Source organism: Streptomyces sp. NPDC004031, from assembly GCF_053604375.1.
Window position 1 is genome coordinate 84,596 of sequence record NZ_JBSGHL010000013.1, and the last position, 18,796, is coordinate 103,391.

General features: G+C 71.6%; 15 protein-coding genes, 2 pseudogenes and 1 CRISPR repeat array. Of the genes and pseudogenes, 5 read left to right on the plus strand and 12 right to left on the minus strand.

What is annotated here, in order from left to right; all coding sequences use genetic code 11:
- Window positions 1-102: 102 nt before the first annotated feature.
- From ACWERV_RS11040 to ACWERV_RS11050, 3 genes are all read right to left on the minus strand, one after another.
- Complete coding sequence (locus tag ACWERV_RS11040) at window positions 103-879, minus strand: DUF1906 domain-containing protein (protein ID WP_452931573.1); 777 nt, start codon at window positions 877-879, stop codon at window positions 103-105.
- Between the two features lie 359 nt (window positions 880-1,238).
- Window positions 1,239-1,553: a hypothetical protein gene (locus ACWERV_RS11045; protein WP_452931412.1), complete on the minus strand. Its 315-nt coding sequence runs from the start codon at window positions 1,551-1,553 to the stop codon at window positions 1,239-1,241.
- A gap of 264 nt (window positions 1,554-1,817) precedes the next feature.
- On the minus strand, window positions 1,818-2,558 hold the full coding sequence (locus tag ACWERV_RS11050) for an SDR family oxidoreductase (protein WP_452931413.1): 741 nt from the start codon (window positions 2,556-2,558) through the stop codon (window positions 1,818-1,820).
- Between the two features lie 124 nt (window positions 2,559-2,682).
- On the opposite strand from ACWERV_RS11050, the gene ACWERV_RS11055 reads away from it, so the two are divergent.
- Entirely contained in the window at window positions 2,683-3,162 is a 480-nt protein-coding gene (locus ACWERV_RS11055) for an RrF2 family transcriptional regulator (RefSeq protein WP_452931416.1), read from the plus strand.
- Window positions 3,163-3,638: 476 nt separating this feature from the next.
- A CRISPR array of direct repeats spans window positions 3,639-5,315; the repeat unit is 29 nt; unit sequence GGGAACAGCCCCGCGGGTGCGGGGAGCAC.
- 111 nt (window positions 5,316-5,426) lie between these two features.
- Here the strand turns inward: ACWERV_RS11055 and cas2e are convergent.
- The 8 genes and pseudogenes from cas2e to ACWERV_RS11095 all read right to left on the minus strand — a co-directional run.
- Window positions 5,427-5,802, minus strand: a pseudogene (gene cas2e / locus ACWERV_RS11060) (type I-E CRISPR-associated endoribonuclease Cas2e).
- Between the two features lie 12 nt (window positions 5,803-5,814).
- Window positions 5,815-6,759, minus strand: a complete 945-nt coding sequence (gene cas1e / locus ACWERV_RS11065; protein WP_452931419.1) for a type I-E CRISPR-associated endonuclease Cas1e — start codon at window positions 6,757-6,759, stop codon at window positions 5,815-5,817.
- Entirely contained in the window at window positions 6,756-7,457 is a 702-nt protein-coding gene (cas6e, locus tag ACWERV_RS11070) for a type I-E CRISPR-associated protein Cas6/Cse3/CasE (protein WP_452931422.1), read from the minus strand. The genes cas1e and cas6e overlap by 4 nt, the downstream gene beginning before the upstream one ends.
- Complete coding sequence (gene cas5e / locus ACWERV_RS11075; RefSeq protein ID WP_452931425.1) at window positions 7,457-8,194, minus strand: type I-E CRISPR-associated protein Cas5/CasD; 738 nt, start codon at window positions 8,192-8,194, stop codon at window positions 7,457-7,459. The genes cas6e and cas5e overlap by 1 nt, the downstream gene beginning before the upstream one ends.
- Window positions 8,191-9,423, minus strand: a complete 1,233-nt coding sequence (gene cas7e / locus ACWERV_RS11080; RefSeq protein ID WP_452931428.1) for a type I-E CRISPR-associated protein Cas7/Cse4/CasC — start codon at window positions 9,421-9,423, stop codon at window positions 8,191-8,193. Before cas7e ends, cas5e begins: the two co-directional genes overlap by 4 nt.
- Window positions 9,424-9,490: 67 nt before the next feature.
- On the minus strand, window positions 9,491-10,195 hold the full coding sequence (gene casB / locus ACWERV_RS11085) for a type I-E CRISPR-associated protein Cse2/CasB (protein ID WP_452931431.1): 705 nt from the start codon (window positions 10,193-10,195) through the stop codon (window positions 9,491-9,493).
- Window positions 10,192-14,820, minus strand: coding sequence for a type I-E CRISPR-associated protein Cse1/CasA (gene casA / locus ACWERV_RS11090; RefSeq protein ID WP_452931434.1), 4,629 nt, complete (start codon window positions 14,818-14,820; stop codon window positions 10,192-10,194). Before casA ends, casB begins: the two co-directional genes overlap by 4 nt.
- Before the next feature lie 953 nt (window positions 14,821-15,773).
- Window positions 15,774-16,139: pseudogene (locus ACWERV_RS11095) on the minus strand (UTRA domain-containing protein); the annotation flags it as partial.
- A gap of 20 nt (window positions 16,140-16,159) precedes the next feature.
- On the opposite strand from ACWERV_RS11095, the gene ACWERV_RS11100 reads away from it, so the two are divergent.
- The 3 genes from ACWERV_RS11100 to ACWERV_RS11110 are packed head-to-tail and all read left to right on the plus strand — an operon-like array spanning window position 16,160 to window position 17,084.
- Window positions 16,160-16,348: a hypothetical protein gene (locus ACWERV_RS11100; RefSeq protein ID WP_452931437.1), complete on the plus strand. Its 189-nt coding sequence runs from the start codon at window positions 16,160-16,162 to the stop codon at window positions 16,346-16,348.
- Between the two features lie 47 nt (window positions 16,349-16,395).
- Window positions 16,396-16,755, plus strand: a complete 360-nt coding sequence (locus ACWERV_RS11105) for a GntR family transcriptional regulator (RefSeq protein ID WP_452931440.1) — start codon at window positions 16,396-16,398, stop codon at window positions 16,753-16,755.
- Window positions 16,752-17,084 carry a UTRA domain-containing protein gene (locus ACWERV_RS11110; protein WP_452931443.1) on the plus strand — a complete coding sequence of 111 codons (333 nt, stop codon included), beginning with the start codon at window positions 16,752-16,754 and terminating at the stop codon, window positions 17,082-17,084. The genes ACWERV_RS11105 and ACWERV_RS11110 overlap by 4 nt, the downstream gene beginning before the upstream one ends.
- 224 nt (window positions 17,085-17,308) lie before the next feature.
- Here ACWERV_RS11110 and ACWERV_RS11115 read toward each other — a convergent pair whose 3' ends face one another.
- Complete coding sequence (locus ACWERV_RS11115) at window positions 17,309-17,851, minus strand: SMI1/KNR4 family protein (RefSeq protein WP_452931445.1); 543 nt, start codon at window positions 17,849-17,851, stop codon at window positions 17,309-17,311.
- A 106-nt stretch (window positions 17,852-17,957) separates the two neighbouring features.
- Here ACWERV_RS11115 and ACWERV_RS11120 point away from each other — a divergent pair, with 106 nt between their 5' ends.
- Window positions 17,958-18,611 (plus strand): ATP-binding protein, encoded by a 654-nt coding sequence (locus ACWERV_RS11120; protein ID WP_452931448.1) that lies wholly within the window; start codon window positions 17,958-17,960, stop codon window positions 18,609-18,611.
- The last annotated feature ends 185 nt before the right edge of the window (window positions 18,612-18,796 follow it).

The following is an 18,796-nucleotide window of genomic DNA, read 5'->3' on the forward strand; positions in this document are numbered from 1 at the left end:
AGCCGCCGCCCCGCCGCCCGAGCCGCGCAGGTCCCGGCAGGTTCCGCGCAGGTCAGCGCAGGTCCACGCAGGTCCGCGCTGTCGGCACCGGCCGAAGCCCGCTCAGCCGACGATCGCGACCGGCGCGTCGATCAGGTCGCGGTCGACGGTGAGCGTCTTGCCGCCGTGGGTCTCGGTCACGCTGCCGGTGTACTGGTGGATCCGGGCGTGCGACGCCCACGCGTCGGCGGCGAGGACGGGCTCGTCGGTGAGCGTCGCGTCCACGCCCCAGCGGGCGTACCAGACGACGTCGGGCAGGTCGCCGACGCCCGCCCGGCGGGCCGTCTCGATGTGCCGGATGCCCGAGTCGGCGCTGCTGTAGAAACCGGCGAGGTAGCCCGCGGCCTGGACCGCGCGGTCCCAGCCGCGCACGAAGGTGAGGGTCGCGGCGGCGCAGTCCGCGTCCTGCGTGTCGTACGCCTCCATGTCGAGGTAGAGCGGGCTGCCCTTGCCCAGGCCCAGCGCCTTGGCCGCGGCGACCGCGTCCTCGCCCTCCGTGCCGCCCTGCGCCGAGGCGCTGAGCGGGTCGATCCGGTAGGGGTTCTTGTTGGAACCGTTGACGCACGGGCTCTGCGAGCCGACGTAGATGGGCAGCAGGCTCCAGCCGTCCGCCGTGGTCTGCCGCACCCAGTCGGTCGTGAGGTGGAGCTGGCTCTTGCAGGCGCGGGCGCGCCCGCCGAAGTAGATCCCGACCGCGCGGTAGTCGGAGGAGGCGCGCCAGGCGCGCATCGTCTCCAGATCGGGCGCCTGGCATGTGTCGAAGCCGCGCCCCTGGAAGAGCCGGGGCGCGGTGTCGCCGCGGTTCGCCCCTGAGGCGTCCGACGCGGCGGCGGCGCTCATCGCGGGGAGAAGCAGGCCGGTCATCGTCAGGGTGCCGACCAGGAGGTGGCGTACATAACGGATGAAACCACTTCTGTCGCTCATTTCAGCGAGTCAACGCGGGGAAGGCCCGCGGCACACGCAGACACGCCGCCGCACACCCGTCTGCGGCGGATTCCGCCCCCACCCCCCCCTCACACCCTCCTCCCCCTCGGGCCTCACCGTTCCCTCCCGGCGCCGCCGTCCACAGCCTGTGGACACCCGCCTCGACGGCCACGCCCTAATGGGCGCGCGACGGCACGGGGAGACCGTCGCGCGCCCGGACCCGACTCAGCCGGCCGGCGAGCAGCTCGCACACCGGGGACGGGTCGATCAGAGGGTCACCCGAACCAGAGCGGCGAGAAGTGCACGTCCACGGTGTTCTGGTCGACGGTGGTGAACGGGGAACCGGCCACGCTCGCCTGGTTGTTCCGGTTCGAGGCACCGGGGCCGGTGGCCACCTGCTGGGTCGTCGTCACGTTGCCGAAGTTGTCCCCGACGACGTTCCCCCCGGAGTTGCTCACGACCGTCGCGGCCGACTGACCACCTGCGAAAGCGCCGTCGTCCGCCGCGGCGGTGCCGGCCGCGAACAGCACCGCCGCGACGGGCAGTGCCGCCACCGCGGCCAGGACACGGACGGTACGGATGCTTGCCATGGTGTTCCCTCCCAGGAAACAGAATTCCGAAGTCGGACCTGCTGTCTGCGGCGGAACGGCCGGCCGACCGCTCCTCCCGCCCCTCCGGCGGCGTCGCCAAGATCAGATTGCCCACCACGCTCCGCCCGATGCGCCCGCGTACTCCTTTTCCCTCCCAAGCGTGACGATCCGTCCGCAAACACCCCTGATGCGTTTTTTCGGGTCACCGGCCCGCCGCGGGGCGCCCGCCGCGCACGCCTCCCCCGCGTCCGTCGAAATCGCAGGTCAGAGCTGGTTCTGAAGCCAGTCGCGGTAGTGCGTGGGGGCGAGCCGGACGTCCGCGCCGCCGGTCAGGACGTCGCCGTCGACCGCCGCGAACATCCCCGCCGTGTCGTCGGTGACGACCTCGCGGCCGTCGCCCTTCAGCTCCAGCGTGAGCCGGCCGAGGTCGTCGAGCGTGAAGACGTCCGGCCCCGCGACGTTCCGGATGCCGTCCAGCGGTGCCCCCGTCGCGACCTCCAGGACGGCGGCCACGACGTCCGCGGCCGCGATCGGCCGGACCGGCGTAGCGGGCAGCCGCACCGTCCGCTCGTCCGAGGTCCACGACAGCACCGCGTCCACGAACTCGAAGAACTGCGTGGCCCGCACGATCGAGTACGGCGTCGGCCCCTGCCGCAGCAGCTCCTCCTGCAACACCTTGGCCCGGTAGTAGTCGAGCCCCGGCACCTGGTCGACGCCCACGATCGACAGCACCACCTGGTGCCCCACTCCGGCCCGCTCGCCCGCCGCGAGCAGGTTGTCCGACGATGCGCGGAAGAATTCGAGGGACTTGTCGTCGAAGGTCGGCGAGTTCAGCAGGCTGACCACCGTCCCGGCGCCCTCCAGGGCCTTGTCGAGGCCGTCGCCGGTGATGACGTCGACACCGGTGGACGGCGCCGCGGCCACGGCCTCGTGCCCCGCCTCCCGCAGCCCGGCGACCACCTGCGACCCGATCAGACCCGTACCACCGATGACGGTGAACTTCATGGCTGCCACCTCTCGCGTGCTCCACGCGCCAACTCGGACAATCGTTGTCCGAGATGATAGTCGGATAGCCTTTGTCCGAGTCAACGAGGGCAGCGGGTCTCTCCACGAAAAGAAAGAAACCGACGTGAAGATCTCCGGCGGTGTCGAGTGGGCGCTGCACTGCTGCGTCGTCCTGACGACCGCGAGCGAGCCGGTCCCGGCCGCACGGCTGGCCGAGCTGCACGACGTCTCCCCCAGCTACCTGGCCAAGCAGCTCCAGGCCCTCTCCCGGGCCGGCCTCGTGCAATCCGTACAGGGCAAGGCGGGCGGCTACGCGCTGACCCGGCCGCCCGCGCAGATCACCGTGCTGGACGTCGTCACCGCCGTGGACGGCGCACAGCCCGCCTTCACCTGCACCGAGATCCGCCGACGCGGCCCCCTCGCCGCACCCCCCGAGGCCTGCACCCGCCCCTGCGCCATCACCCGCGCGATGTCGACCGCGGACGCGGCATGGCGCACGGCGCTACGCGGCATATCCGTCGCCGACCTCGCCGCCGACGTGACCGGCGACTACGGCCCCGAGACACTCCCCACGATCGGCGCCTGGCTCAACACACCCCAGTGACACCGCCCGCCACCCCCGCACCGCTCAGGAGCGCGCCCCGAGCTCGGCCCCGCGGTCGCCCACCGGAAGTAGTCGCCCTGGTGAGACGTGCCCCAAGGCAACAGGACCCCCGGCGCGGGACTGGCGTACAGACCGGACGACCAGCACCCAGCCAACCGCCGACGGCACAGCCCGCCGAAACCGCGCCAACCCCGACACGGCGCGCTCACACGCACACAGAGCGGGCACCCCGGACTCCGGGGCACCCGCTCTGGCCTGCTCGTACCGCTAGCTGTGCGGAGGCTGTGGGATTTGAACCCACGGTGACATCGCTGCCACGACGGTTTTCAAGCCCGCTGCTGCGCGTGGGCGCGCTGGGCCTGTGAGCAGGCGCTACGACCGCCGACGGGCCGCCAGGGACTCTGCCTGGGCCACAGGTTGACCACACGGCGGATGCGCAGAGCGCACGGCGGTCTGCTGTGTGCGCCCCGCGCCCGGGGAACAGCCCCGCGGGTGCGGGGAGCACATCGCCCGCATGTTCGGCGTACCGCTGTTCCTGGGAACAGCCCCCGCGGGTGCGGGGAGCACCCAGCCTGCTGAAGCCGGGCCAAGTTCGCCTGGGGAACAGCCCCGCGGGTGCGGGGAGCACGTCCCATCGCTGGCGGGGTGGAGGAGGGTGACGGGAACAGCCCCGCGGGTGCGGGGAGCACCCTCATCAGCCGCCCCCAAGGACGGGATATCGGGGAACAGCCCCGCGGGTGCGGGGAGCACATCATCCTGTACGGCCTGATCTGGCCCGCACGGGGAACAGCCCCGCGGGTGCGGGGAGCACCGCCCGAACCAAACCTCGGTGACGTCCACCCCGGGAACAGCCCCGCGGGTGCGGGGAGCACGGGCACGTCGGGCATCTGCTCGTCTGCGGGCTGGGAACAGCCCCGCGGGTGCGGGGAGCACGGGGCGCCCGCCAGCGGCGTGCCGATCCCGCAGGGAACAGCCCCGCGGGTGCGGGGAGCACGAACCGGCACACCATCGACGACACCAAGTGCCGGGAACAGCCCCGCGGGTGCGGGGAGCACCCCTCCGGCGGGCGAGGGGCGGGGGTGGACGGGGGAACAGCCCCGCGGGTGCGGGGAGCACCCGTCCTCGATGCCCTTGCCGCCGCGCTCGCCGGGAACAGCCCCGCAGGTGCGGGGAGCACACGGTGACTTCCGCCTGGTCGCCCGACAGCGAGGGAACAGCCCCGCAGGTGCGGGGAGCACAGGATCGCCCCGTCGATGCCCACCGGCACCCAGGGAACAGCCCCGCGGGTGCGGGGAGCACCGACGTGCTGCTCGGCCCGTTCGAGTCCGGGCGGGAACAGCCCCGCGGGTGCGGGGAGCACCAGGTCCAGCACCAGGTCCCACCCGCGGACCCGGGAACAGCCCCGCGGGTGCGGGGAGCACCCGGGCGTCTACACGCTCGACGAGGTCCGCCGGGGAACAGCCCCGCGGGTGCGGGGAGCACATCGTGCCGTCGCTCTTAGGGTCGAACATGCTGGGAACAGCCCCGCGGGTGCGGGGAGCACCCAGCCTTGACGCTGGCCTTGTCCATCGCGGCGGGAACAGCCCCGCGGGTGCGGGGAGCACATCCGCGGTGGAGCACCCGCCCTGCTGGCGGAGGGAACAGCCCCGCGGGTGCGGGGAGCACGTCTTCACCGCGCCGTGGCCGGGGCCGCCCGGGGGAACAGCCCCGCGGGTGCGGGGAGCACACTGGGCCTCGGTGACGACGGCGTACGGCGGCGGGAACAGCCCCGCGGGTGCGGGGAGCACCCAGCCTTGACGCTGGCCTTGTCCATCGCGGCGGGAACAGCCCCGCGGGTGCGGGGAGCACCCGATGACCTCGTCTCGGTCCATCGGCGTGAAGGGAACAGCCCCGCGGGTGCGGGGAGCACCTACCCACCGCGCACGCCGAGAATCGGACACGGGGAACAGCCCCGCGGGTGCGGGGAGCACGCCACCCCGTCTTCGGGAACACCGAGGTCTGGGGGAACAGCCCCGCGGGTGCGGGGAGCACTGTAGTGTCGTCCACGTCGGACCTCTCGCTAGGGGAACAGCCCCGCGGGTGCGGGGAGCACTCTCTTTGAGGCTCATCGTCCCCCCTGTGGGTGGGAACAGCCCCGCGGGTGCGGGGAGCACAGTTCGCGACCTGCGGAGTCAGCGCCCAGCAGGCGCGATTTTACTTAGCTTCACCGATTCGGGCATTTCACCTAACACCACGCCGCGGCCCCCGGCCGCCCCACCCCGCCCTCACCCCTTCCCGAAGCGCCGTCGCTTCGCGACCTTGCTCCAGCCCTCCCGCTGACCGGCCGGCGGGGAGTCCTGAGCGGGGGGAGGTGTGCGGCGGGTGCCGGGGTGGGGGGCGGTGGATGAGGGTCAGGCCCTCGTGGTCGATGGGGTGCCAGGCGTGGTCGTGAGTCGTGAAGGTGTAGCCCTGCTCGCCAGCGGCGTTGTGGACAAGGAGTGCGCGGCCTTGGCCCGCGTACTCGCGGACCTCGGACCAGATGACGTCACGCAGACGCGCGGAGGGCGTGCCGACGAAGACGCCGGGCGAGATCTCCTGGAGCCAGCGGGTGAGGAAGCCGCGCAGGCCGGCGGGGCAGTTGGTCAGGACGAGGACGGTCACGGGCAGGGCCCCTCACCAGATGATGTCGCCGCCGCTCGCGTGGTTGCGGCCGGATTCGACCACGGTTCCGTGGTCGGACTGGAGGGTGACGCGGTCGGCGTCTTCGCGGGCGGCGTCGTAGCCGAGCAGGTCCTTGATGTCCTGGACGCAGCGGTCGAGCAACCGCTCGCGGTGGATCCGGTCGCGCAGAGCGCGGCGGGTCCGGGAGGCGACGTCCTCGGAGCCTTCCGCCGCGGCGTCGAAGGCCGCGGGGATGGCCACCGAGGTCTTGTAGAGGTCGGCGACGTCGAGGACGAAGGAGCGCTCGTGGCCGGAGTGGACGAAGCCGAGCCCCGGCGCGCAGCCGAGGGCGACGACCACCGCGTGCACGACGCCGTACATGCACTGGGCGGCTGCTGTCACACCCTGGTTGGGCGGGTCGCCGGCGGCGAAGTCGTCACGGTGGTATTCGCGACGGCGCCACGGGACGCCGGTACGGGCGGACTCCGCCCGGTAGCAGTCCCGGAGACGCTTCCCCTCCATGCCGAGCAGTTCCTGCCGGGTCTTCCCGGCAGGGTCCTCGTCGGGGAAGCGCAACCGGTACATCGCTCTCGCGACGTCGAGCCGCCGCCGCGGGTTGGCCCACGCCGTCGCCTGGGCCTCGACGAGTCCCGAGGAGCGGGTGAGCGCGCGTCCTCCCGCGTAGAAGCGCACGCCGTGCTCGCCCACCCAGGACACCCCCGCGCCGCATTCGCCGAGGACGCTCATGGCCTGGTGGGTGATCCGGGTGCCCGGCCCGAGCAGCAGCGTGCCGATCGTGGCGGAGGGAATGTGGGTCACGCCGTCCGCGTCAGATGCGGTGATGGCGTTGTCGTCGCGATGGACGACGCAGCGTTCCAGGTAGATGAAGGACGACCGGTCGCCGATGCGGGTGAGTTCACGGGGCGTCGCGGCGCCTCGCTTGCCGACCGTGCTCACTGGACGGGTGCCAGCGTCATCAGGCCGCAGCCGTACGCCTTGGCCTTGCCGAGCCCTTGGGTGAGGGTGCGACGCAGCGCGTCGGGGTCCGTGACCGTCAGCAGGCCGTCGTACGTCACCGAGGTCAGCGAGACGGTCCGGCCCTCGGACGCCTTCGCGAACCTCAGGTCGCGCTTGTCCCTTACGAAGAGTTGAAGCTCGTCGCCGTACTCCAGCAGCCGGGACGCCGTCGGCTTCTCGACGACGCCGAAGCCCGCCGCGTCCTGGCGCCCGAGCAGCCATGACCGCTGGTGGCGCTGGGTGATGTGGGCGGTGCGCTTGGTCGGCTCGTCGGGTGTGCGCCGGATGGAGTGCACGGGATTGGCGGTGAGGCGGAAGGCCCAGGTGCTGCCGAGGGTGAGCCGGTCCAGGAAAGCCTGGTAGTCGTACGTCTGCCAGCCCGGCGTGTCCGTCGCCGCAGGCCAGCCGGCCTGCTCCACGAGGTGGGTGAGGTCGGGGCGCTTGGGGCTTACGAGGAAGAGCAGCACCTCTGCGGCCGAGTTCCGGTCGACGCGCCAGAGCACCCGCGGCCCGGCGCCGTCCCGCGCGGACAGTTCGGGGAAGGAACGGGCGACGGCGGCGTGCATGCGGTGGGGCGAGCCGAGCAGCGCACGGCAGTCGCGCCGTGCGGTGTTGAGGCGGAAGCGGGTCAGGTACATCACACGACTCCCAGGGCCGAGGTCGGGTCGTGGTCGGACGGCTGCGGACGGCGCGGGCCAGGTGCGGCGGCGGTCGGCGCGCTTCCCTCAGGCGACGGCAGCGGCACCGCTCCGGACACCACGCCGCGCAGGCCGTACCGCCGGTGACGCGGGTCGAAGGCGAACGGCACGTCCCGGAAGCTGAGGTCAGGCGTGTCCCCGGGGGGGCAGTCGACCAGCACCGTCAGCTCCTCCGGCGTACCGATGCGCTCCCGGTACCAGGGCGACGCCTGCCACGGCGCCTGCCGCAACGCCTCGCCGAGAGGTACGTCGTCGCGCACCCCGAGGTCGAGCGGCGCCGACGGCGGGCAGGCTCGACGGCCAAGATACGGCAGCCAGACCGGCTCGCGCACCGCCTCGTACAGCCGGTGGATCAGCTCGGCCGCGCCCTCCACGCCTGCGACGAAGACGGCGTCCGCGAGGTAGAAGCGGTCCGAGAGCGGCATCGTCTTGTCGGTGACGAGGTGCCGGGCTTTGTGGAAATCCCTGATATGCGTGCCCGGTTGGTCGATGCGTACGCCGAAGCGCAGTGCGGCCAGGTCATCGAGATCCGCGGTGCGCTCACGCCCTTGCGCAGCGGCCAGCAGACCGAGGACACCGCTCTTGGTGGGGGCGTTCTCGGTGGTGCGGCGCACGAAGCGTCCCGCGGACCCCCAGGCCTGCAACGGACCGGCCAGCCGCAGCAGGAGCACGCTCACGCCCGCGCCTCCCGCGCGCCCGGAACCGTCGCGCCCTCCATGAGCCGGGTCGCCACCGACTCACCGACCGCTTCGACGAGTTCGGGGATGCTGATGCCGTCTCCCAGGACGGCGAGCGGCTCGGTCTCCTTCCCCACCCGCACGATCCACGTGCCCTCCTCCTCAGCCACGCCGTACGCCTTCTCCAGCTCCGGAACGTGCTCGGCGAGCCTTCGGCACGCCTCCTCGACGAAGCCCTCCTCGCGGCGGGGCGGGACGACGGCCCGCTCGAAAGCCGCGACGTAGCTGATGGGCCGTTTCGTCCGGAGCGTGACGACGACGGCGCTCGGGAGGGTGTGGTGGCCGAAGGTGTTGATCTTGCCGGTCGGCAGCGAGGTGATGAAGCCTTCCAGGAACGCCTGGACGGCACGACGGGTGGGCGCCACGGGATGCTCGTCCTCCCGCAGGCCGACGCCGAGGTTGGCGTGCAGCCGGTCCACGTCGAGCGCCGCGTACCGGTACAGCGTCGCCGAGTTGAAGTCGACCACGCCGATCATCCCGGCGCCCGAGTCGGCGTCCGTGTTCCGGTCGTCCACGGCGGTGTAGTAGTCGGATTCGTTGTCGACGGCGTGGACGCTGAGGGCGTGCGCGACCTGCGTCGCCGCCTCGACGTTCAGGTCGGGGGCGTCGGCGACCATACGGCCGAAGAGCGCGATGTCCACGGAATGGCGGGTGTCCACGAGACGCCGGGCAAGGGCCTTGTTGTCCTTGTCCTTGAAGTGGTCCTTCAGCGCCGCGAGTTCGCCCTTTCCGCCGCTGCCGGCCACGGCCAGTTCGGCGAGCGCGTCGAGCTGGCGGGCACTGAGGAACATCAGGTACGCCGATTCCGGAGCCGGCTCGGGCTCCCCCTCCTTCGCCTTGCGCTTCGGCGGCTCAATCTTCGAGCCCGTGGCGGTGCGCAGGGTCTCCGCGGCCAGGGCGAGCGCGGCGGCGGGGTCGATGGCCGGCTCGTGGGCGAGGATGCGGGCGGCCAGCGTGTCCGCGACCTTCTTCGTCCGCACCCCCAGGTCCGCGGGGTCCAGCAGGTCGGCGAACGCCTCGCGCGTCGCGCGCTTCCACGCCTGGCTGGAGACGCGCGCCCGGCGCACGCCACCGTAGATGCCGGTCTTCGGCGAACCGGTGTCGTCACGGTTGATGTTGCTCGGCGGCACCGTCTGGAGGATGTGGACGTCGAGGATGGTCTTGGTCACGGCGGTCGTCGTTCCTGTCGGGATGAGAAGGCGGCGGGGACGGTTGGCGGGGGATGAGCGCGGCGAGTCAGACCCGGGGGGTGCTACGGGCCCGGGTTCCGGCTGTGTGGAAGTCGCGACCCCACGTACGGCGGACGTCCGCCTGCACGCCGGGGAACTGCCACCAATAGAGCTGGTCGGCCAGCAGGGCGTAGTCGAGCGGAACGGTGTCCTTGCGGAGCAGCAGGACGATCTCGCGAAGCCGCTGCGACAGGACGTCGAGCGTGGTGGCGGTCCCGACGCGGACGAAGCGACGGCGCAGGCCCTCGTCGATCAGCTGCTCCCCGACCGCGCCCTCTTGGGGTGCGTCGGTGACGGCTGCATCTCCCTGCGGGCGGCCCGCACCCGGGGCCATCAGCAACCGCACGGAGCGGCCGAGTCCGTAGCCGACGACGTGCGTGTCCGTGTCGCGGTGGGACTGCTGGTGCAGGGCCCAGAGCGTGATCGCCAGGTGGAGCGCCTCGTCGGCGCGGTCCGCGTGCAGCCCCTGCCGCTCGGCGGGCTCAGCGGCTGCCAGCACATGCTCCAGCTCCGCGGTCCCCACCGCGCCCCACAAGTCCTGTACGTGGTGGGCCGGATGGCCCGCGCCACGCCGCAGCCGGGCGACGGCGGAGACGGACGAGGGGGCGTCGTTCCGGTAGCCGCGCTGCAGCGGCCGGATGCGGCGGTCGGCCGCGGCCCCGACCAGGCCGTAGCCGCGAGGCCCGGCGGGGCGGGGGACGGTGGTGGTCATGGCGTCGGCTCCATCGCTGCGAGTACGGAAGTGGCCGGGGATTCCGGGTTCCCCTGCGTGCCGGTGGGAGTCGGCACGGCATCGGCCGACCGCGGCCGGGCCAGCGGGAGGACCCTTCTCAGCCGGGCCAGGAACCACAACTCGGCCTGCGCGTCGTTGAGCCACTGCTTGCCCTTGCCGTCGGGCGTCTCCACGATGCGTCCCTCGGCCGTCGCAGGACCGGCAGCGGCGAGCAGTCGACGCCCGAGGGTCCGTACCGATCGGTCGACGGTCGCCTGCCACAGCGCACGGTGAGCCGCGGGGTCGGACGTGTCGCGTAGTGCCCGGAGCCACTGCCGGTAGCGGTCGTCGAGATCGGCGTACCCCAGGTCACGGGCGCTCGCGGCGGCCGGAGCCGGATCCGAACCGGCGGCGCGCGCGAGATTGCCCGCAAGGTGCCCGAGCGCGAGGACGGCCTCGTACGCGTCGCTCACGGCATCCACCGCGGCCGTGCCGTAGTCGGGCCGCTCCTCATGCAGGACGAGGACCGGCATCAGAATCTCGTCCTCGGTGATCTCGTCGATGACCGACTGCTGGGTGCCGTACGTCGCTCCGACCATGCGCGTCCGCAGCAGGCTCAGTTGCGGGAGGTAGTCCTCGGACGCGAGCACGGTCAGCCACTGGACGATCCCGGACGGCCGGTACCGCTCCGCTTCCTGCCGCTGCTCCGGGGTGTCGAGCGCCTGGCCCCGGTTGACCAGAAGGGTGGCCATACCGCGCCAGGCGGCACGGTTCGGGTCGTGCTGGCGCGGCATGTAGACCTGGCTCACACCGAGCTTCTTGGCCTGTACCGGGCTGTCCCGCCAGCCGGTCATCGGCTCGCGCTGGTGACGGTTGTGAACGGTGAGCGGATCGCCGTAGCAGAGGACGACGCCGGTCACCTCGCCGGCGCTGTGGTGCAGCCGGATGCGGCGGCTCTGCCACGTGTAGAGGTCGCGCGGGCCGGACGGACGGAGGACGTCCGTGTCCCGCTCGACGGCCTCCGGGCCGAGCGGCGGTCGGCGCCACACCGGCCTGTCGTCCTCCTCGATGTGCAGGAAGTCGTTGTCCGCGGAGACCAGGTTGAGCAGCAGGGTGTCCCTGAGGGTGTCCCCCTCGGCGAAGATCCCGCCGAGGTTGCCCGCCCAGCCGGTCCCCTGCGGGTAGCCTTTGCCGCCCTTGACGCGCGGGTCGCCCACCGCACCGGACTTGATGCCCGACACGTCGAAGGCGTGGGCGTGGACGAGCCAGCGGGCCGCCTCGGCGAACCCGAGGCGATCGGGGCCGGGCCGGCGCATGCTGAAGAACGGATCTCCGTTGGGGACGTCGGCGACGATCCTGTTGAGCGGGCCGATGTCGTCCTTCTCCGTACGCAGCCCGGCAACCTGGAAGAACGGCTGCTCGGGGTGCAGCAGGTCGAACCGGCCCCGGTGCCTTTCGAGGTAGTCGGGAACAGCGGCGAAGGGTTCGCCGGACTCCCACAGCCGACCCCAGTCGTCGAGCTCCTGCGGGCCGTCGACCGCGTCGTGGAGGATCGCGAGCAGCAGCCGCAACAGGGCGAACTCCTGCGTGGGCACATCGCCCACCAGCCGCCGCAGCGATCCGGCCTCGGCGAAGACGTCGCGCAGCGACAGCTCGGCGGTCGTGCCGTCCGTCCGCTGGACCGGGATCCAGGGCTGGGAGACCAGGTCGAAGGAGGGCACTCCGTCCACCGTCCTTGAGTTGCGCGCACCTTCCGGCGCGACGAGCAGGCCGTCGGAGGGGCTGTAGCGGATCTCGAACCCGGCCAGCGAAGCTCGGCCTTCCTCGTCCAGAACGAGCACCAACTCCCCCGCCAGCCAGGGGCATTCCTTCGTCTGCCAGGCCTCGACGCAGAAGGCCTCCAGCTCCCGGATCGTCCGGTCGATCGACCATGGCTTGCAGAAGTGCCACGGGAGATTGAGCGCACTCGCGGCGACGGCACGGGCCGCACGGCCCGGAGGTACGGCGTGCTCGGGCAGATCGAGACCGCCCCGTCCTCTGTCCAGCCAGGGGAGCGTGGTCAGCGATCCGTCGGCCCGCCGCTGGACCACCAGGACTTCGAGGCTGTCCTCGGCGTCCCGCACCTGTGCACGTCCGGCCGTCGTGTCGTCGGCGTCGCCCACGCCTGCCTCGACCCAGCCGATGATCGGCCGACCGGCGCGGCGTACCGGGCCCAGCCGGAAGACCTCCGCACGCTCGCGTTTGTCGGCGAGCAGGGCGCGGTAGCTCTGACGGGCCTCCGCCATGCGGTCCGCCCATGAGGGTGGACCGACCGGCTCGTCCCCGTACGCGGCCTGGACGAGCGGGCTGATGTCGGCGGGCAGCCGCAGCGGAGCGCCCTCCAGGTGCGGCTGGAGGACGGCGAGCGAGCGCAGGAGCAGGTGCTCGCCTTCGTAGACCTTGAGCGAGCCCGGGGCGAGGGTGGGTGGATCCGTCCCCCTTCCGGTGAATCCGGTGACGTAGCAGCGGGCCTGGCGCAGCCGTGGCGGGCGGGGGCGGTCGTGACGGTGCAGGCGGCCCGTACGTTGCAGGATCAGGTCGACCGGGGCAAGGTCGGTGACGAGCACGTCGAAATCAAGGTCGAGGGACTGCTCGACGACCTGGCTGGCCACGACGACGTGCCCGCCCTCCGGCCGATCGCCTTTGGGCCCGAAGCGAGCCAGCAGCTCCGCGTCCTTGCGCGCCCGGTCGGCGGCGACGAAGCGGGAGTGGGCGACGGTCACGCGTGAGTCGCCGAAGCGTTCGCGCAACCGCTCGGCCGCTTCCTGCACCCGGTCGACGGTGTTGCGCACCACCAGCGCGCAGCCGCCTTCGCCCAGTTCCTCCGCGAGCCGGTCGCAGAGCACTCCGAGGTCGTCGTCGAGGTGCTGCACACGTACGTCGGTGCCGCGGGCCGCTGCGGCCGGAGGCTGTACAAGGACGGTGGGGCCGTTCGGTGACACAGCGCTGATCAGCGGGTACGCATCCGCCGGCGCGTCGGCCTCCGGCACGTCGTGGCCCGCATACGCCTCGGCGAGCGCGCGCCGCCGGGCCGCGGGCAGCGTGGCCGAGAGCAGGACGACAGGCACGCGGTAGGCCGCCAGCCACTCCAGGACGCGCTCCAGGTACATGTTCATGTACGCGTCGTAGGCGTGGACTTCGTCGATCACGACGACCTTCCCGGCCAGCGCGAGATGGCGCAGGGCCAGATGCCGGCTCTTGAGCGACCCGAACAGCACCTGGTCGATCGTCCCCACCGTGAACGACGCGAGCAGCCCCTTCTTGCGGCCCCGCATCCACTGGTGCGCCTGGAGGCCGGAGGGCCGCCGCCGGGTCGTGCGGGCACCGGCGCTCTCGATCCCGTCGTCGCCGTCGAGGTCGACAGCCGCGATCGTGCGGCTGCCGGCGCTCGCCAGGCCCGCCCAGGCGTCGTTGAGTGCCGCCTTGGCGTGGGCGAGGAAGACCGAGCGCGGGCCGTGGCCGTCGCTGGGCAGCCGGTCGAGCCAGGCGAGGAGTCGTCTGAACATGGCATCGCTGGTGGCGCGGGTCGGCAGCGCGACGAGGCAGCCGCCGGCCCCGGTGCGAGCGGCCAGGATCTCGGCGGCCGCCAGCGCCGCCTCCGTCTTGCCCTCGCCCATGGGGGCCTCGATGACCAGCAGCCCGTGCGGGTCCATCTCGCGGGCGACCTCGACCGCACTCTCCTGGACCGGCCGGACGACCGCGCCACGGGGAAGGTCGAAGCGCGCCGCGAACAGGTCCGCGGCTTCTTGTTCAGGCACGTCAGGGGCCCAGGGGGCGGGCAGGTCGAGCCCGCGCCAGGCCGCCTCAAGCCGCTCCTGTTGCGACCGCAGCGGGCCGTCCGACGTCGCGTACGGGAACAGCTCGGCGGAGCTGGCGATCCAGTCCGACAGGATCACGATCGCGGTGAGGGTGACCTGGACGGGCTGCGGCAGCTTGACGTCCTTCCACCCGGCGAGGTCTTCGGTGATCCCGGCCGCCTCGGCACAGGCGTCCATCAGCTCGTACTGAACGCCCTTCCAGCGCCCTTCGCTCGCCCCCCGAGTCCGGAGCAGGTGCGGCCGCAGGGCAAGGTCATGGACCCGCTGATGCCCCGGCGGCACCCCGTGGTGCCCCCCGACCACCACCCCGAACTGCCCGCTGACCCGCCCGGACCACCCATGCCGTTCCCCGAGCCACTCCCCGAGCAGCAGTTGTCCGGCCAGCCCGTGCGGCCCGATCTTCCGGTCCTCCCGCAACTCCTGGAAGGTGGGCATGTCCAGTCCCTGCTTGCGCATGCGCTCGGCGAGCCCATCGACCTGGCAGGCGAACGCCGGGGTGGCCTTCCCCGCGTCATGCACCCCGGCCAGCCACACCACGAGCCGCCGCCCCGCCCCCACTCCGCCGGGCAGCGCGTCCCCCACCAGCGCCTTCACGTTCCCGGGCAACCACGCATCCCACAGCCGCCCGGCAACCGCCCCGCTGTCAGCCATGTGCTGCCACAACGGCAGCCACTCGTCCGTGGCCCGGTCGTGCTTCCCCCACGCACTGCGGGCAGCCTTCGAAAGGGCTCCGAACGCGGTGTGCTCCGCGGGTGACGTGCTGCTCACGGGAGCACTCGATCACGGGGCGAGGGCGGGATGCCGAACATGACCGGAACTGATTGCAGTCGCTCATTTTCGAGCACGTGGATCTAACTTCCGATCGCCTGGGGCACTATGTCGGCTGCGAGGACAAGAATCCGGTTCGGGCAGTACGTCGAATGGGTGCGCCCGATGTCCCAGCAGACGCACCCACTCGCGCCGTCAGGTAAGGGTGCCGACGGACGCCAACGCCCGCCGCTTCTCACAGATCAACCGCAGTTCGACGCAGATGGCCGATGCGCTGAGGACCAAGGCGACTCCGCCGTACAGAAGGGACGAGTGCGACTCGCCTCCCGACCGCACCACGGTCCCCAGAATGACCCACGGCCACAAAGAGAGCGCACCAATCTGCCCACGCAGATTCGATCGCGATACCATCCACTTACTCCTGTCTATGAATGAACGCGGCAGGACTGGGGCCGACCCCGGCACCGAAGCTTCCCCACGCCTGGAGAAGCTGCCGGGGGTCGGCCCCTCTTTGTGTGCGCAGTGACATCCTCGGCACGGCGCTTCCTGAGAACGCGCTGGCCAGGGTAGAGGTGCGGCTCAGCAGCGGGCTTCACTCGGAAGAATCAATCCTTGCGTTCGGCACGGCCGCCGGTAGCCCGCTATAAATCCAGTTCCCGCTACAAATACAGTTCCTCGCGGCAGCGCAGCACTGTGGAAGCCGAAGGCGTCACGAGTATCTGGGTGAAGCCCCGTAGACACAGGGAGCACGTATCGCGAGCAAACAGCCCGCTTCACATCCAGGGAACACCCCCGGGAAACCGGGGAGCAGATTCCCAAACGACGGTACGGATCCTCGGCGTCCCTTCGAGGGGCAACGCCGCTGTGTCACCCGTACCAGCGACGGCGCCAACAAGCTGCAGTCACCCCGCGCCCATCGTCTACCTCGTCACTTCTACCGCGATGTACCGGTGCTAACAGGTGACAGGGACCTCGTAAACGATCTCGCACATTGACGACGGCACCACCACGTCCGCCGTCTCCACCGCCCGCCCGTCCTCGGCGTAGTACGTCCGCTGGATGTGCGTCGCCAGCGTGCCACGTTGGACGCCCAGGAGCGTGGCCTCCTCTGGTCTCACCGCCCGCGGCTCCGGCCGCTCCACCGCCCGGATCACCGTGACGCCGATCTCCGCCATCCGGCGGACAACACCGACGCCCGCGTGCGGGCCGGCCTCGGGGAGGACGACGAGGGTGCCCGCCGTGAGGGCGTACGGCTCCCAGCTCGTCGAGAGCTGGACCGGCTTGCCGTCCGCCAGGAATTCGTACGCCGTGCGCACGCAACTGCCGTAGGAGACAACCGTTGTTCCACCTCATCCGCAGAGCTACCGTCTGGCTCGCCCGGCAACTCTTCCCCGCGCGGGACGTCCACCGGATCGCCGTGGCCCCGTCCACCACCGCACGCCCCTTACGCGCCCGCCGCCCGTACCCGTACGTCTGGAACGACGACGGCCCGCTCCTCCGCCCGTACGCCCTGAGCGACGAGGAGTAGGCCCGCCGCCGCAGCGAGGCCTTGCCCGGCGCGGTAGACGCGGCCTCATGACCGCGCGCTTCGAGCAGGTTGCCGCCGACCTGCACCGCCTCATCGCCAACGGCACCTTCCAGAGCAGCGCCCACCTCCCGCCCGAGACCAGACTCTCCGCCGAGTACAAGGTCAGTACGCCGACGCTGCGCGACGCGCCCGAAGTCCCGCGCGCGGAAGGCCTGGTGGCCAAGTTCCAGGGCCGCGGCAACTTCGCCAGCGCGCCGCCCGAGCGGATCACATATCCGGCGGTCTTCAAGGACGTGAACACGAAGCTGAGTTCCTCCGAGACGCTGGCAACGGATCATCTCGCTGACCGACTTGGCGCGACACCCCGGCACCCCGCTCACCGAGTACGTCTGCCTCACCAACCGTGACGAGACCCCGTACGTCCTCGCGCACGTCTACGTCCCCCGCACGCCCGAACCGCGGGCCCACGGCCGACACCCCCTGGGGCGGCGACCTCCTCACCGCCGCCGGCGTACCCGCCGCGACCAGCACCGACCAGGCCACCGCCAGGTTCCCCACCTCGGCGGAAGCGCAGTCGCTGCGGATCGGCGCCCGTACGCCCGTGCTCGCGATCGAGCGCACCTTCACCGACGCCGAAGGCCACGTCCTGGGCGGCGCGCTCCTCGTACTTCCCGGCGACCACGCGGCGGTCGCCCTCACCACCCCCATCAGGCCTCACCAGAAGGCACACCCATGACCGAGATCCCCAGACCACCGTCTTCGAGCCGCCCGAGCCCTCGCCGGACCGCGTCCTCCGCCGCCTGCGGTGGCAAGGTCCCGAGGGGCGCCCCGCCCACCTCGTCGCCGCCGACGGCTACCTCTCCTGGCTTTGTCCACGAGTACGGACAGCGAATGTTCACCACTTCGGGAGGCACCCGGATTCGAACAGCCTGTGACCTGCTACCGGCCAATACGAAGCGTTCAGTCCCACCAGTCGTCGCTGGTGTGCCAGCGTTGCACCCACTCCTTGAAGCCCCATGCTGGTTCGCTGGGCGCCGGGCTGGCGCCGACGTCGGCGATCATCCACACCTCGCCGCGGTGGGGGCCTGTGGTCAGCAGGAGCCAGAAGGACGGTCCGTCCTCGGCTCCGAGAACGATGGACCCCTTGTTGAATGCGGCGTTGATCAGCGGGTCCTCGGGGTCGACACCCTCCTCGTCCTCCCAGGGCCAGGCCGCTTCCAGAGGGAACGGTTCTCCCGGCTGTCGCGGGCCGAGATCGGGCCACGTGTCCGGCAGCCAGCCGAGCGGCTGGAGACCGCCGTCGCCGGCGGGGCCGAGGCTGGACCCGTTGGCGACCTCCGCGATGAACGTTCTGTACGGCTCCGGGAGGATCACCCGGTTCTCCTGCTCCCAGGCCGCGACGGCTTCATGTCCGAGCGCCGGTTCTCGCCACTCAGGCGGAAACGCGGAGCGCAGGAAGTCGAGGGTGGCTTCGGCGGGAAGCTGATCACGTGTGTCTGTCACGGCAGCATGCTGGCAGAAGGGGCTGACAGCCCATCGCGACTGCTCCACTTGCTCTGCTGCTCAGGCCATGAACATCGAACAGGGCTGAAAGCAGGTGCCTCCCGAAGTGGTGAACATTCGCTGTCCGTACTCGTGGACAAAGCCACTCTCCCGTCTGGCCGACGACGTCGAGCGCCAGCAGTTCGACTCGGCCCGCTCCGTCTGGGACGTCGCCGCGTCCGTCCTCGACGACCCGCGCGCGGACCGTGACGCCATCCGCTTCGCCGCCGTAAGGCTCCGCGAATCGCTCGGTGGCGTCCTCCAACTGGCCCTCAATCGCGGCCTGTACACCGCGTCCGGCTCGGCGACGTCCCCATACGTCAAGCGGTGGCTGTACGACCTGCGGTGCGTCGGCACGGCGCGGCACGACCTCCGACGGGTTCTGGCGGCCTGGGAGTTGAACGACCTCGCCGACCGTGCCGAACTCGTCCTATCCGAGCTGCTGTCCAACGCCTTCCAGCACGCAGATACTCCGCCGGAGGGTGAGGTCGAGACGCGGTACGAGCGGCTGCCGAAGGGCGTCCGTATCGAGGTCCACGACGCGGACGACGCGAAGCCCTCCGTGCAACCTCTCTCGGCGGAGGCCGAGTCGGGCCGCGGGCTCGCCCTCGTCCACGCGCTGACCGACGGGGAGTGGGGTGTTGGGCCGCGTGAAGGCGTGGGCAAGAGGGTGTGGGCCGTCGTGACGCTGGACGATCCGGCGTGGCAGGCGACCGCATGACGCCCCAGGGCGAGCCGGACGAGCAGGTACTCGGTCCTCACCGGGGTCTCCGTACGTCCGCGGGGAACTCGGCCTTCGGCTCCAGCGCCGACCTGGGCATACGCCCCAGGCCACGCACCCGCCAGCACGTCTGAACGTACCGCTCCCTCCGTCCGCCGCGGGCTCGTCGCGGCGACGGAGGGTGC